Source organism: Streptomyces sp. NPDC005263 (assembly GCF_042872365.1).
Lineage (GTDB): Bacteria > Actinomycetota > Actinomycetes > Streptomycetales > Streptomycetaceae > Streptomyces.
This window is the reverse complement of sequence record NZ_JBIAKJ010000001.1, coordinates 470,260-483,800: the sequence shown is the minus strand read 5'-3', so window position 1 is coordinate 483,800 and position 13,541 is coordinate 470,260. Positions and strand designations below refer to the sequence as shown.

Genomic DNA, 13,541 nt, shown 5'->3' with positions numbered 1-13,541 from the left:
GGTTGGCATATACATCCGACTGTTGAGATCCCTGTCGCCGGCGACAGGCCCGCGCACCCCAGCGAGGCACCGTGAACGACCGCATACCCGAGCAGCCCGCCGACATCGTGGCCCGGCTGCGCGCCACTTTCCGCACCGGCCGCACCAAGCCCGTCGCCTGGCGTACCGACCAGCTCACCCGCCTGCGCGCGATGCTCACGGAGAACGGCGCCGACCTCGCCGCCGCACTCCACGCCGACCTGGGCAAGAGCGCCACCGAGGCGTACCGCACCGAGATCGACTTCACCGTCCGCGAGATCGACCACACCCTCGACCACCTCACCGACTGGCTGCGCCCCGAGTCCGCCCCGGTCCCGGCGTACCTCGGTGACGACGCCAGCGCCTGGACGCGCTACGACCCGCTCGGTGTCGTCCTCGTCATCGCGCCCTGGAACTACCCGGCCCAGCTCCTGCTCGCCCCCGTGGTCGGCGCCCTCGCCGCGGGCAACGCCGTGGTCGCCAAGCCGAGCGAGCTCGCTCCCGCCACGTCCGCCGCGCTGGCCCGGCTGCTGCCCGCCTACCTGGACACCGACGCGGTCGCCGTCGTCGAGGGCGGCATCCCCGAGACCACCGCCCTGCTGGCCGAGCGCTTCGACCACATCTTCTACACCGGCAACGGCACCGTCGGCCGTGTCGTGATGCGCGCCGCCGCCGAGCACCTCACGCCGGTCGCCCTGGAACTGGGCGGCAAGTCCCCGGCGTTCGTCGACCGCGACACGGACCTCGACGTGGTCGCCGACCGGCTGGCCCGCGGGAAGTTCCTCAACGCCGGACAGACCTGCGTCGCCCCCGACTACGTCCTGACCGACCCGCAGACCGCGGCCGCCCTCGAGCCCGCCCTGGTCCGCGCCGTCGAGTCGCTGTACGGCACCGACCCGGCGGCGTCCGGCGAGTACGGCCGTATCGTCAACGAACGCCACTTCGACCGGCTGACCGGACTGCTCGACTCGGGCCGGGTGGTGGTGGGCGGAGACAGCGACCGTACGGCCAAGTACATCGCGCCCACCGTCCTCGCCGACGTCGACCCCGAGTCGCCCGTCATGGGGGAGGAGATCTTCGGCCCGATCCTGCCGATCGTCACGGTTCCCGGCCTGTCCGAGGCGATCGACTTCATCAACGACCGCGACAAGCCGCTCGCCCTCTACGTCTTCACGGAGGCAGAGCCGACGCGGCGCCGGATCGCCGACGAGACCTCCTCGGGCGGACTCGGCTACGGCCTCCCGCTGGCCCACCTCACCGTCTCCGACCTGCCCTTCGGCGGGGTGGGGGAGAGCGGCATGGGCAGCTACCACGGCCGCTACTCCATCGAGACGTTCAGCCACCGCAAGGCGGTCCTGGAGAAGCCGCTGAGCTGAGCCGCCGCCGCTTCGAGATCAACCATGGGCGGTGTCCGGGCTCATCTCGGTGACACGCGTGCTGAGCCCGGCCGCCGGATCACCGGTAGATTGAAAGCTGAGGCATTCGCGCTCGCAGGCTACGGAGGGCGCGTGAATGGCAGCGGACATCGATTTCACCGCGTACTTCGACGCCACACCAAGCCCCTACCTGATGTTGGACACGGACCTGGTGATCCGCTACATCAACAGGGCATACCTGCAGACCACCGGCCTGCGCACAGATCAGCTGGTCGGCAGGTACTTCTTCGACGCCCTGCCGGGAAGCCCCGGCACCCCCGACGACGCACAGACGAACCTGAAAGCGTCACTGCGGCGGGTCCTCGACACCGGCAACGCGGACACCTTGGTGCTGCAGCGGTACGACATCCCCGCCCTCGACCTGCCCGGCGGGTTCGAGGAGCGGTGGTGGTCCGACATCCACACCCCGATTCCGGGACCTGACGGCCAGGTGAAATGGATCGTCCAGCGAGCCGAGGACGTCACGGCCTTCGTCCACTCACACCAGGCACAACAGCTCACCGAGGAGTTCACCGACCGGGAGAAGGGCATGGCAGCCGAGCTGTACGCGCGGGCCGGCGAGCTGCACCGGCTGAACCAGCAGCTGCGCCAGGCCCACGCCCGCGAGCGGCAGGTCGCCGTCGCCCTTCAGGAAGCCATGCTGATCGTCCCCGACCTCGACCGCCACACCGACAGCATCGCCGTGCGCTACCTACCGGCGACCAGATCGATGAACGTGTGCGGTGACTGGTACGACGTCGTCGACCTGACACCCGAGCGCTACGCGGCAGCGGTCGGCGACGTCGTCGGCCACGGCCTGCAAGCCGCCGCCATCATGGGGATGCTCCGCAGCGCCCTCAGCGCGGCCATCCGCGCCATCCCCAGCCCCGCCCAGGCCCTGGAGGTCCTCGGCCTGTACGCCCGCTCCCTGGACGGTGCGACGGCCGCGACCGCCGTCAAGGTCCTCATTGACACCCGCAGCAGACTGATCATCTACAGCAACGCCGGACATCCGCCGCCCGTCCTGCTCCACGGCGACGGCACCTTCGAACTGCTGGACCAGGCGACCGATCCGCCGCTCGGCGCCCGCCCGCACCACGTCCCCAGGCCCCAGGCCGGCCTGTCCTACACCCGAGGGGACACCCTCGTGATGTACACCGACGGCCTCTTCGAGCGCCGCGACGAGGACATCGACGTCGGCCTGGCCCGCTTGACCACAGCCCTGGCCAAGGACAGCACCCTCGCCCCCGACCAGCTGGCCGACGCGCTGCTGGACCGTCTCGACGTCGCCGCGGGCGCCGAAGACGACATCGCCCTCATCGTCATCCGCCTGTGATGCCGCGCGGGCAGTCGGAAACACGTTCGGCAGTGGTACGGGTGTATGCCAGAATCCGTCGATGACCTCCGAAACGATCACGGCGGACGCCGCGGGAACCTGGCAGCTCGGTGACCTGACCGTGAACCGTGTCGGCTTCGGCGCGATGCGTTTGACGGGCAGCGCCGCCTTTCACCTGGGCGCGCCGAGCGACCGGCAGCGGTCGATCTCCGTGGTGCGCAGAGCGATCGAACTCGGCGTGAATCACATCGACACGGCAGCCTTCTACTTCTCCGCGCTGCGCTCGGCCAACGAGATCATCAACAGCGCGCTGTCGCCACACGCGGACGACCTGGTCATCGTCACCAAGGTCGGCCCGTTCCGGAACTACTCGGGGGAGTGGGCCGCTTCGGCCCGGCCGGAAGACCTGCGCGGCCATGTCGAGGAGAACCTGCGCCAGCTCGGACGCGACCACCTGGATGTCGTCAACCTCCGCCGCATGCGACAGGACTCCATCGCCGAGCACTTCGGCGCCCTCGCCGAACTGCGCGAGGAGGGCCTGATCAGGCACCTCGGCATCTCCGACGTGGAGCCCCGCCACCTCGCCGAGGCGCAGGCCATCGCCCCCGTGGTGTGCGTGCAGAACCGGTTCGGACTCGACTCGTACGACCCGTCCACCGAGGAACTCCTGCGCATCTGCGGCGAACAGGGCATCGCCTTCGTGCCGTTCTACGCCGTCGCCGGCGACCGTGGCCCCCGGCCCGCCGCCACCACGCACCACGACGCGGTCCTCGCCGTCGCGCGGGCCCACGGCGCGACACCCACCCAGGTCCGACTCGCCTGGACCCTGCGACAGGGCCCGCACATCCTGGCCATACCCGGCACCGGCAACCCCGACCACCTCGAGGAGAACGTGGCCGCGGGTGCCCTCCGCCTCACCGACGAGGAGGCGGCCACGCTCGACGTGCTGCACCGGAAGGGCGATTGAGCCGAGGCCGCCCCGAACGCGCCCTCGCTTCCCCCGTAGTGCGTGTCCCGCAACCGACCCACGGAAAGAGAGCCCGCTCCATGGCCGTCATCCACCGCACCACCCTCAAGCCGACCAAGCTCGAACTGCTGACGGCCTGGCTGCCCACCCGGCCCTGGTACGCCGGTGGTCCGGGCGAACCCCGACTGTCCAAGGCGGGCGGCTTCCGACTGGACGATCCGCAGGGCGAGGTCGGCATCGAGTTCATGGTGGCTACCGACACCTCCGGCGCCCGTCCGGCCGCCTACCTGGTACCGCTCACCTATCGAAGCGCCCCGCTCCAGGGGGCCGAGCACGCCCTCGTCGGCACGATGGAACACGGCGTGCTGGGGCCCCGCTGGGCCTACGACGGCTGCCACGACCCGGTGCTGGTCGCCCAGTTGCTCGCCCTGGTCGAGGGCGGCGCCCAGGCCCAGGCGCAGAGCGTCACCGACACCCCTGACCCGGACATCACCCGCTCCTGCACGCAGAACGGTCCGCTGCCTTCCACCGCCCTCACCGCCGCCGACGACGAAGAGGGCACCGAGCTGTCCCTCCCGCAGGGGGCGAGCCTGCGTCTGCACCGCGTCCTGCGGCCCGCTCCCGAGGGCGAGCTCTCCCTCCCGCCGGGCGCGACCGGCCATGTCGCCGGCCCGTGGCGCACCCCGGACGACGCCGAGACCCAGTCGCTGTTCGCCGTTCTGTACCCCGGCTCCGCGACCTAGGACGGCCCACAACGGCAGCGGCGCTCACTCGCGGTCCGCCGCTGCCGGGGAGCGGATGGTGGACAGCCCCGTCGGTTCGCCCCCGGGCTCCGTGCCCCGCTGACTGGCGCGCTCGAAGTTTTACGTATAACCTCCCGTCGGTCACCCGCTCCGAAAGGTCCCGATGAGACGCGTCGCCCTGATCACCCTCGTCGTCGACGACTACGACGAGGCGCTCCGCTTCTACACCGAGGCCCTCGGCTTCCACCTCGTCGAGGACACCCCGCGTCCGGACGGCTCCCGCTGGGTCGTCGTACGGCCGGGCCCTCACCCGGGCGCCACCGATCTGCTGCTCGCCCGTGCCAAGGGCGAGATCCAGCGCTCCCGTGTCGGGGACCAGACCGGCGGGAGGGTCGGCTTCTTCCTGCACACCGACGACTTCGCCCGCGACCACGCCCGGATGCTCGCCGCGGGCGTGACCTTCCTGGAGGAGCCGCGGCACGAGCCGTACGGCTCGGTCGCCGTCTTCCAGGACCTGTACGGAAACCGCTGGGACCTGCTCCAGCCCACCACCGACTGAGTCCCACCCGAGAAAGAACACCACGCACATGACCGCGCCCCGCATCGACACCGACGCCATCCGCCGGCTGCCCAAAGCCGTGCTGCACGACCACCTCGACGGCGGACTGCGCCCCGCGACGGTGGTGGAACTCGCGGAAGCGGTCGGACACACCCTTCCCACCACCGACCCGGACGCCCTCGCCGACTGGTACGTCGAGGCCGCCGGCTCGGGTGACCTGGTGCGTTACATAGCCACCTTCGAGCACACCCTCGCCGTGCTGCAGACCCGGGAGGGCCTGCTGCGCACGGCCGAGGAGTACGTCCTCGACCTCGCCGCGGACGGTGTCGTCTACGGCGAGGTGCGCTACGCGCCCGAGCTGATGCTGAAGGGCGGGCTGACCCTGCCCGAGGTCGTCGAGACCGTCCAGGAGGGCCTGGCGGCGGGCATGGCGAAGGCGACCGCCGCGGGGACACCGGTGCGGGTCGGCACCCTGCTGTGCGGGATGCGGATGTTCCACCGGGTGCGCGAGGCCGCCGACCTGGCCGTGGCCTTCCGGGACGCCGGCGTGGTCGGCTTCGACATCGCGGGCGCCGAGGACGGGTTCCCGCCCGCCGACCACCTCGCCGCGTTCGAGCACCTGCGCCGCGAGAACGTCCCGTTCACCATCCACGCCGGCGAGGCGCACGGTCTGCCCAGCATCCACCAGGCGCTCCAGGTGTGCGGAGCCCAGCGCATCGGGCACGGCGTCCGCATCACCGACGACATCCCCGACCTCGCGGCCGGCAAGCTCGGCCGTCTCGCGGGCTGGGTGCGCGATCGCCGTATCGCCCTGGAGATGTGCCCGACGTCGAACCTCCAGACCGGCGCGGCCACCTCGATCGCCGAGCACCCGATCACCGCGCTGAAGGACCTCGGCTTCCGGGTCACCCTCAACACGGACAACCGTCTGGTGTCGGGCACCACGATGACCCGGGAGATGTCGTTGCTGGTGGAGGAGGCGGGCTGGACGGCCGAGGACCTGCGCACGGTCACGGTGAACGCCCTCAAGAGCGCGTTCATCCCGTTCGACGAGCGCACGGCCCTCATCGAGGACGTCGTCCTGCCGGGCTACGAAGCGGCGCTCTGAATCAGCCCCCTGACGTAGGCGGCCTGTCCGACGTGCTGGAGATCGTCGGACAGGACGCTGATCAGGCGTGCGCCCAGAGTGACCGGCGGATCCCAGCGCTCGTCCACGACCTGTTCGAAGTCCTTGGCGGCGAGGCCGCGCAGATACCCGAGTGTCTGCTCGTGCACGGCGTCGTAGTACCCGGTCAGCAGCTCACCGGAGTCGACCCGCACCTTGGCGACCTTGGCGGGGCTGTGCCCGTAGCCGGTGTCGTGGCGCGGGAGGTCGAGGCCGAACCGCTTCTCCCAGCCCTGGGCCGGCCAGACCTGGTCGAGCCCGGACACGCCGGCCACATGGTCGTCCTGGATCCGGGTGAGGTGCCAGATCAGCCAGGCGATGGAGTTGGCGTCCGGTACGGGGCGTGCGTGGAGGTCGTCGGGGTCCAGGCCCTCGACGGTGGCATGGACCTCTTCCTGGATGCGGCCGTACGCGTCGATGAGGATGTCCTTGGCATGCATACGGTCCACCATGGCGCATCCTCGTCCGTCATGCGTCCTCGTCCTCCAGAAGCGCCATCAGCGCCCGGGCGGCGGGGCTGGCCGCCTGCGGCGGCGGCAGCAGCGCCACCGTCTCGTATGCCGCGTCGTCGGTGCCCTTGAGCGGGAGGGCGGTGAGGGCCTCCCGCTTGTGCCGGAAGTGCCGGGGCACGACGGCGATACCGAGGTTCTCGTCCACCAGGTCCAGGAGACTGTGCACGTCGTTCACCTCCAGGGCGACCGTCCGCCGCACGCCCGCGGCGGCGAACGCCGCGTCGGTGATCCGGCGCGGCCCCCAGTCCGGGTGGAAGTCCACGAAGACCTCGGCGCCGATCTCCTCCGGCGTGACCGCCGCGCCGACGGTCGCGAGCCGGTGGTCGGGATGGCACAGCACGGTCATCGGCTCACTGGTCAGCGGTACGGAACGCAGCTGGTCGGAGTCGGCCCGGGTACGCACCGCGAAGGCCAGGTCGAGACGGCCGGCGGCGACCTCCTCGGCGAGCGCGCCCGCCCCCGCCTGCCGCAGCCGGATCTCCACGTCCGGATGATGCCGCCGGAACGCCGCCAGCAACCGCGCCACCTGCACGCCCGCGATGCACTGCTCGGTGCCCAGCGCGAGGGTGCCGCGCAGGACGCCCTGCACGGCGGCGACGGCCTCGTGCGCGGACCGCACCTGTGCGAGGATCCGTTCGGCCTCGCTCAGCAGCGCCCGCCCCGCCTCGGTGAGCGTCACCCGGCGGGTCGTCCGCACGAACAGCGGGGTCTGGAGTTCCCGCTCCAGCGCCCGGATGGAGGCCGACAGGCCGGACTGGGACACCATCAGCCGTTCCGCGGCCCGGGTGAAGTGCTGGTCCTCGGCGACCGCGACGAAGTGCTGGAGATGACGCAGTTCCATGATTGAGAACCCTATCCGCTGAATTCCATCGGATTCTTCTGTTGGACCACTGCCCCAGGTCACGACAGAGTAGGCACCGGTTCCCCGGAACCTGGTTCCACCGTGCCAACCCCTTCTGGAGTCGCGTTGTACACCGCACACCCCGACCGTTACGCGGAGATGCCCTACCGGCGCACCGGACGCAGCGGCCTGAAGCTTCCCGCGCTGTCGCTGGGCCTGTGGCACAACTTCGGCCCGGACCGGTCCGTCGAGACCCAGCGCGCCATCCTGCGCCGCGCCTTCGACCTCGGGGTCACCCACTTCGACCTGGCCAACAACTACGGCCCGCCGCCCGGAGCCGCCGAGTCCGCCTTCGGTGAGGCACTGAAGGCCGACTTCGCGCCCTACCGCGACGAACTGGTCATCTCCACCAAGGCCGGCTATCTGATGTGGCCCGGCCCGTACGGCGAGTGGGGTTCGCGGAAGTACGTGCTGTCCTCGCTGGACCAGAGCCTGAAGCGGATGGGCCTGGACTACGTCGACATCTTCTACTCGCACCGCCCCGACCCGGAGACTCCTCTGGAGGAGACGATGGGCGCGCTGCACTCGGCCGTCCAGCAGGGCAAGGCGCTGTACGTCGGGATCTCCAACTACTCGGCCGAGCAGACCCGCGAGGCCGCCCGGATCCTGGGTGAGCTGGGCACCCCGCTGCTCATCCACCAGCCGCGCTACTCGATGCTGGACCGCCGCCCCGAGGACGAGGGCCTCCTCGACGCGCTGGACGAACTCCAGGTCGGCTCGATCGTCTTCTCCCCGCTGGAGCAGGGGCTCCTCACCGGCCGCTACCTCGACGGCATCCCCGAGGGCTCGCGGGCGGCGAGCGACAGCCCGTTCCTGAACTCGGACGCGGTCACCGAGGACCTGGTGCGGCAGCTGCGCGAGCTGAACGGCATCGCCGAGTCCCGCGGCCAGACCCTGGCCCAGCTGGCGCTGGCCTGGGTGCTGCGGGGCGGCCGGGTGACCTCGGCCCTGGTCGGCGCGAGCAGCCCGCGGCAGCTGGAGGACAGCGTCGGCGCCATCAACAACCTGGACTTCGACGCGGAGGAGCTGACGCGGATCGACGCGATCGTGCGGCGGTGAGCGTGAGGCACCCGGGCCACACCCCGTAAGGGCGTCGTGACCCGCACGACCTCGTCATCGGCAGGGCGCCGACCTCCGGGTCGGCGCCCTGCTGCGTTCAGCCGGCTTCACATGCCCGCGGGCACCCGGTCCAGGAATCCGAGCACGGACCTGATCCGGCCGTCCGCGTCCAGGGTGATCACGTCGGAGCCGGCCACCGGCGCCGAGCCGTCGGTCTCGCTCACCAGTTCCCAGGAGAAGCGGGCGGTGTCGTGGTGCCCGTCCACCGTCCCGGCCAGCCGGAAGGCGAAGCCCGGGAACTGCTCCTGGGCCCCCGCGATCACCGCCGCGATCTGCTCGTGGCCGCCCACGTCGGCGAGCGGGTCGGTGTAGCCGCCGTCCGCGGTCCAGGCGGCGGCGACCGTCTTGGCCCGCGTCTCGGGCTCCCGGGCGTTCCAGGCCTCGAAGTAGCGGGCGACGGCACTTTCGTAACGGTCGGTGTTCGCGGGCATGGGAGATCAGCCTCCATCGAGGACGTACCTGCTGGTCGGAAGCCGGATCCGGGCTCTCCCCGATCCGGTACGACAACCCTGCCCGGATCGGCACCGCGGGTCGATTACCCCTCAGGTAATGACGGCCGCAGCGAGCACAGGTGGTGTTTCGGCCATGCCGGGCGGTGAATATGCCAGGAGACTGGCCGGAAAGATGTGGTGACACTGTTTCAGTAGTGAACATACTCAACTGCTAGGCGCTTCACATCCAGCGAAGGGCCGGTCACAGACAGCGCATGAGCCGCACCCGAAGGCGAGGTCCGGCCCGGCAGGCCGGCAGAGCGACGGGGGAGTGGATCGTGCACGACGAGTTCCTGTGTCACGTCACGGGGTACGGCACCTGCGGCGGTCGGCGCATCGGCGTACCCCTGGGGACCTACCGCGCCCCCACCCTCGCTCTCGCCCTGTGGTGGCTGCGCGACCGTGCCTCCTGGATGGCCGACCGGCTCGACCCCCGGCCGGAGGCCGAGCACTTACCGGCCGGCGCGCTGGTCCCCGTCGCCGACACCGTGGCCGACGTGCCCGCCGAACTGCGCGCCTGGTGCGCGGACCCCGCCCAACAGAATCTGGTCGCCGACGAGTTGGCCGCCGGACGACTGGTGCGGATCGCCGCCTTCGACGACACCACCGAGTACGAGCTGCTGGCCGAGTCGGTGGACGCCCTGCGGATGCAGCGCACCGCCGCGGCACTCTTCACGCCCGTGGCCTGAGACGTGCGTCCGGGAAAGCGCATCAGACGCGCAGGTGAATGCATCGGTGGAATCCGGCCAGGCGAAAAACGGTCGATGAGCCCGGGCGGCGGCCCCCGCATGGCCCTCGCCGGTCTTCCTGACGTCGTCCCGCCGGGGCGTTCAGGGCCTGCGGCCGCGGAAGGTGCGGCGCAGGTCGCTCACCCAGGCGTCGGGGTTCTCCCAGGGGATGAAGTGGCCGCCACGGTCGTGGGCGTTGACGTTGACGTGGTGGAACCAATCGGCTTGCGGGCCGGTCCTGAACGCCCGGACGCGCTCGTCGGCGGTGTGGATGCCGGGCGGGTTCTCGTACGTGACGAAGGTGAGGCCGACGGGGGCCTGCACGACCGGGGTGCGGTCGTGGGAGGGCGTCCAGGGGTAGCGGTTGGCGTTGGCGTAGTAACGCATCGAGGTGGCGATGGAGTTGTTCGCCCAGTAGATCGTGGCGTGGGTGAGCAGGTCGTCCTTGGTGAAGACGGACTCGACGTCGCCTCCGTTGTCGCTCCAGGCGTTCCAGCGTTCCAGCAGCCAGGCGAGCAGTCCGGCGGGGGAGTCGCTCAGCCCGTGGGCCAGGGTGGCGCCGTCGAGCATGTGCACGGCGAGGTGAGGTGCCCAGCGGCGGTCCAGCTCGATGATGCGGGCGCGGACGTCGGCGGGCTGCTCGTCGGTGAGGGGCCCGTTCCGGGCGAAGTCCCAGGCGCGGGGGCCGGTGAAGAAGTCGAGCGGCAGCCCGGAGCCGATGTGGATGCCGTACAGCTCGTCGGCGTACTTGTGGCCGAGCTGGCTGGAGACGATCCCGCCGATGTCGCAGCCCCCGGCGGCGTACTTCTCGTATCCCAGCGTCTCGGTCATCAGGGTGTGCCAGAGGTCGGAGACCTTCCAGAAGTTGACGTCCGGGAAGCCGGTGAGCGGGCCGGGGAACCCGAAGCCGGGCAGGGACGGCACGATGACGTCGAACGCGTCGGCGGGGTCACCACCGAACGCGGCCGGGTCGGCGAGCGGGTCGATCACCTTCGACCAGTGCCAGAACGTCCACGGCCAGCCGTGGGTGAGGATCAACGGAATCGGGCGGGGGCCGCGGCCAGGCCTGCGCATGAAGTGCACGGGGACACCGGAGACGCTCACCCGGTAGTGCTCGTAGGCGTTGATGGCGGCCTCGGCCTCGCGCCAGTCGTAGCCGTCCCGCCAGTGGGCGACCAGCTCATGGAGGTAGCCGGCCGGGACGCCGTAGGACCAGTCATCGTTCCCCTCGTCGAGCGGCGGACGGGTCACGGTGAGACGGGCTCGCAGGTCGTCGAGGACCTGGTCGGACACGTGGATCGGGGTGGGCTCCAGGGGAAAGGGGTGCGGGATGGTCATGGCGGGGCTCCTCCTGGGTAGGGGGCAACAGTGTCGTCGGCCTGTCGGACGCCTGGGCGGCGAGCCCGGCAGGTCAAGGAGCGCGGCCGGGCCGCGGAGCCGCTCACAGTTCGACGTAAGGGGCGTCACGGGAACTCGGGGACTGTGATGCCCGGCTCGGGGTACGAGCACTGATGCAGTAGCGTCCGGCCAGTCCGGCTTCCGAGAGAGAAACGCATGATCGAGCACCTGGACGGGGCAGTGATACGGACTGGTTTCGACGTGCCCGTGGAACCGCTGTGGCGGGCGGCGCACTACACCGGCGCGCCGGGATGTATCGCCGAGGCGCGCGCCTTCGCCGCGGGCTTCCTGGAGCAGCTCAGGACCGAGTGGTGCGCCGACGTGGGCCGTCGTACCGAGGGTGAGCTGCTGCTGGTGGTCAGCGAACTGGTCACCAACGCGGACCGGCACAGCGGCGGCCCGTACATCCTGGAACTGGAAGGCACGGACGCATCCGTGGCGGTGGTGGTCTACGACAGCAGCGCCGCCCTGCCCCGGCGTTTCCCCAGGGATCCCCAGCGCATCGGCCGGCACGGACTGGAGATCGTCCACGCGCTGGCCACCGAGATCGCTGTCGAGCGGGTGCCGGTCGGCAAGCGGGTGCGCGCCGTGGTGGGGCTGCGCGGGGAATGAAGCCCTGACCGCTGACTGAGGCCACCGAGCTTCCGAGGCGCACCGCGGCTCCGCGCACTGATCGCGGGTGCCGCCCCATTCTGCGTGGGGGCGGCACCCGCGATCAGTGCGCGGTCCGGAGGGTCGTCAGGCGCAGCCCAGCTCGCCCAGCATTCCCTGGCGAAGCCGGGTGATGATCCGCTTGATCAGTCGGGACACATGCATCTGCGAGCAGCCGAGACGCTCGCCGATCTCCGCCTGGGTGGCCTCCTCCACGAACCTCATGTGGATGATCTGCCGGTCGCGTTCGCTCAGTTCGGCCATCAGCGGGGCGAGGGACTGGAAGTCCTCCACGAGCCGCAGTCCGTCCTCCTCGACTCCGATGAAGTCGGCGAGGACGGCCTCGCCGCCCTCGGCACCGTCACCGGTGAGCGCGGCGTCCAGCGACGAGGAGTTGTAGCCGTTGGAGGCGATCTGGGCCTCGACGACCTCGTTCTCGGCGATGTTCATCAGGGTGGCGAGCTCGGCCACGGTCGGGTCGCGGTCCAGGCGGCTGGCGAGCTCCTCCCGGGCCTTGGCCAGCTCCACCCGCAGTTCCTGCAGCCGCCTGGGCACATGCACGGCCCAGGTGGTGTCACGGAAGAACCGCTTGATCTCGCCGACGATGTAGGGGAGCGCGAACGACGTGAACTCGACCTCGCGGGCCAGTTCGAAGCGGTCGATGGCCTTGATCAGACCGATCATCCCGGTCTGGACGATGTCCTCCATGTCGTCGCCGCGGCCGCGGAACCGGCCCGCCGCGAACCGCACGAGGGACATGTTCATCTCGATCAGCGTGTTGCGTGCGTACTGGTACTCGTGCGTGCCTTCCTCAAGCTCGGTCAGTCGCTTGAAGAACTGGCGGGAAAGCGCTCGCGCGTCGCGCGGGGCCACGGTCCGCGGGTTCTCGACTCCAGGCAGCGGCCCGTCACCCGTCGTCCTGGTCCCGGCGGTCTGCTTCACGACCTGTGCCTCCGACCGGATCACGGCGGTGTCCATTACCTCTCCCTCGAAAGTCACGGCTCGACCTCTGCCCTTCGGCCTAGGTTGGTCTCGGGTCCTGCTCCGGCTTCGCGGCCTGCGGGTACCCGCATCACGATGACATATGCACGCCGACCGCGAACCGCCGAACCGTTCCAGGTCCTTCGGTCTTGCGCCTACCCGGGGCATGATGACGCATTCCTATGAAGTTCGCGGCAGGCGAAAAATCGGCGGTGGCCGTCGGCGAGAGCACGGATTCCTGCCCGGATGACCGGTCTTCGGGAGACAGGGCCGGCACCGCCCGACCGAGGGTGCGGCGGTGGGGCAGGGGACTCCGCCTGGAAAAGCGTGTCGAGCACCGGGCCTGATTCTCAAGGGAGTTCGGCGTCGGCGCGGCAGGTCTACGTGACCGGCGGGCCACCCTGGCAACGACGTGTGCGGGCCGGGGAGAGCGAGGCACCGGTCCCGCCGTCGAACCTCTCTCCCTCCAGGGGGCGCTGCGCCATCTGGCCGAAAATGAGCGGCACCGGGTTCGCGGGGCGACCGCCGTGGAGGACGGCCCACGGCTTCCCGCACCG

At 70.6% G+C, this 13,541-nt stretch carries 14 protein-coding genes; 9 read left to right on the top strand and 5 right to left on the bottom strand.

Features of this window, described 5'->3' with window-relative positions; translation table 11 throughout:
• The first annotated feature begins 71 nt into the window (after positions 1–71).
• The 6 genes from ACFYRY_RS02230 (at position 72) to ACFYRY_RS02205 (ending at position 6,146) form a co-directional block, all read left to right on the top strand.
• On the top strand, positions 72–1,394 hold the full coding sequence (locus ACFYRY_RS02230; protein ID WP_389139121.1) for an aldehyde dehydrogenase family protein: 1,323 nt from the start codon (positions 72–74) through the stop codon (positions 1,392–1,394).
• Positions 1,395–1,530: 136 nt separating this feature from the next.
• Positions 1,531–2,769 carry a PP2C family protein-serine/threonine phosphatase gene (locus ACFYRY_RS02225; protein WP_389139119.1) on the top strand — a complete coding sequence of 413 codons (1,239 nt, stop codon included), beginning with the start codon at positions 1,531–1,533 and terminating at the stop codon, positions 2,767–2,769.
• 61 nt (positions 2,770–2,830) lie between these two features.
• Positions 2,831–3,736 carry an aldo/keto reductase gene (locus ACFYRY_RS02220; protein ID WP_389139117.1) on the top strand — a complete coding sequence of 302 codons (906 nt, stop codon included), beginning with the start codon at positions 2,831–2,833 and terminating at the stop codon, positions 3,734–3,736.
• Positions 3,737–3,816: 80 nt separating this feature from the next.
• Positions 3,817–4,479, top strand: coding sequence for a 1,4-alpha-glucan branching protein (locus tag ACFYRY_RS02215; RefSeq protein ID WP_389139115.1), 663 nt, complete (start codon positions 3,817–3,819; stop codon positions 4,477–4,479).
• Positions 4,480–4,642: 163 nt separating this feature from the next.
• A complete protein-coding gene (locus ACFYRY_RS02210; RefSeq protein WP_389139114.1) occupies positions 4,643–5,038 on the top strand; it encodes a VOC family protein in 396 nt (131 codons plus the stop codon).
• A 28-nt stretch (positions 5,039–5,066) separates the two neighbouring features.
• Positions 5,067–6,146, top strand: coding sequence for an adenosine deaminase (locus ACFYRY_RS02205; protein ID WP_389139112.1), 1,080 nt, complete (start codon positions 5,067–5,069; stop codon positions 6,144–6,146).
• Here ACFYRY_RS02205 and ACFYRY_RS02200 read toward each other — a convergent pair.
• Both ACFYRY_RS02200 and ACFYRY_RS02195 read right to left on the bottom strand, forming a co-directional pair.
• Positions 6,128–6,643 (bottom strand): DUF664 domain-containing protein, encoded by a 516-nt coding sequence (locus ACFYRY_RS02200; RefSeq protein ID WP_389141024.1) that lies wholly within the window; start codon positions 6,641–6,643, stop codon positions 6,128–6,130. The two genes, ACFYRY_RS02205 and ACFYRY_RS02200, sit on opposite strands and share 19 nt — an antisense overlap.
• A 28-nt stretch (positions 6,644–6,671) precedes the next feature.
• Entirely contained in the window at positions 6,672–7,556 is an 885-nt protein-coding gene (locus ACFYRY_RS02195; protein ID WP_389139110.1) for a LysR substrate-binding domain-containing protein, read from the bottom strand.
• A 126-nt stretch (positions 7,557–7,682) separates the two neighbouring features.
• Here ACFYRY_RS02195 and mgrA point away from each other — a divergent pair, with 126 nt between their 5' ends.
• Complete coding sequence (gene mgrA, locus ACFYRY_RS02190) at positions 7,683–8,675, top strand: L-glyceraldehyde 3-phosphate reductase (protein WP_389139109.1); 993 nt, start codon at positions 7,683–7,685, stop codon at positions 8,673–8,675.
• Between the two features lie 107 nt (positions 8,676–8,782).
• Here mgrA and ACFYRY_RS02185 read toward each other — a convergent pair whose 3' ends face one another.
• The gene (locus tag ACFYRY_RS02185) at positions 8,783–9,166 is read right to left on the bottom strand and encodes a nuclear transport factor 2 family protein (protein ID WP_389139107.1); all 384 of its coding nucleotides are present in this window, start codon (positions 9,164–9,166) and stop codon (positions 8,783–8,785) included.
• Positions 9,167–9,504: 338 nt separating this feature from the next.
• Between ACFYRY_RS02185 and ACFYRY_RS02180 the strand changes: the two genes are divergently transcribed.
• On the top strand, positions 9,505–9,915 hold the full coding sequence (locus tag ACFYRY_RS02180) for a hypothetical protein (protein ID WP_389141022.1): 411 nt from the start codon (positions 9,505–9,507) through the stop codon (positions 9,913–9,915).
• A 141-nt stretch (positions 9,916–10,056) separates the two neighbouring features.
• Here ACFYRY_RS02180 and ACFYRY_RS02175 read toward each other — a convergent pair whose 3' ends face one another.
• Positions 10,057–11,292, bottom strand: a complete 1,236-nt coding sequence (locus tag ACFYRY_RS02175) for an epoxide hydrolase family protein (RefSeq protein WP_389139106.1) — start codon at positions 11,290–11,292, stop codon at positions 10,057–10,059.
• Positions 11,293–11,508: 216 nt separating this feature from the next.
• On the opposite strand from ACFYRY_RS02175, the gene ACFYRY_RS02170 reads away from it, so the two are divergent.
• Positions 11,509–11,964 (top strand): ATP-binding protein, encoded by a 456-nt coding sequence (locus tag ACFYRY_RS02170; RefSeq protein ID WP_389139104.1) that lies wholly within the window; start codon positions 11,509–11,511, stop codon positions 11,962–11,964.
• 126 nt (positions 11,965–12,090) lie between these two features.
• On the opposite strand, the gene ACFYRY_RS02165 is transcribed toward ACFYRY_RS02170, so the two are convergent.
• Positions 12,091–12,981 carry an RNA polymerase sigma factor SigF gene (locus ACFYRY_RS02165; RefSeq protein ID WP_389139102.1) on the bottom strand — a complete coding sequence of 297 codons (891 nt, stop codon included), beginning with the start codon at positions 12,979–12,981 and terminating at the stop codon, positions 12,091–12,093.
• Between the last annotated feature and the right edge of the window lie 560 nt (positions 12,982–13,541).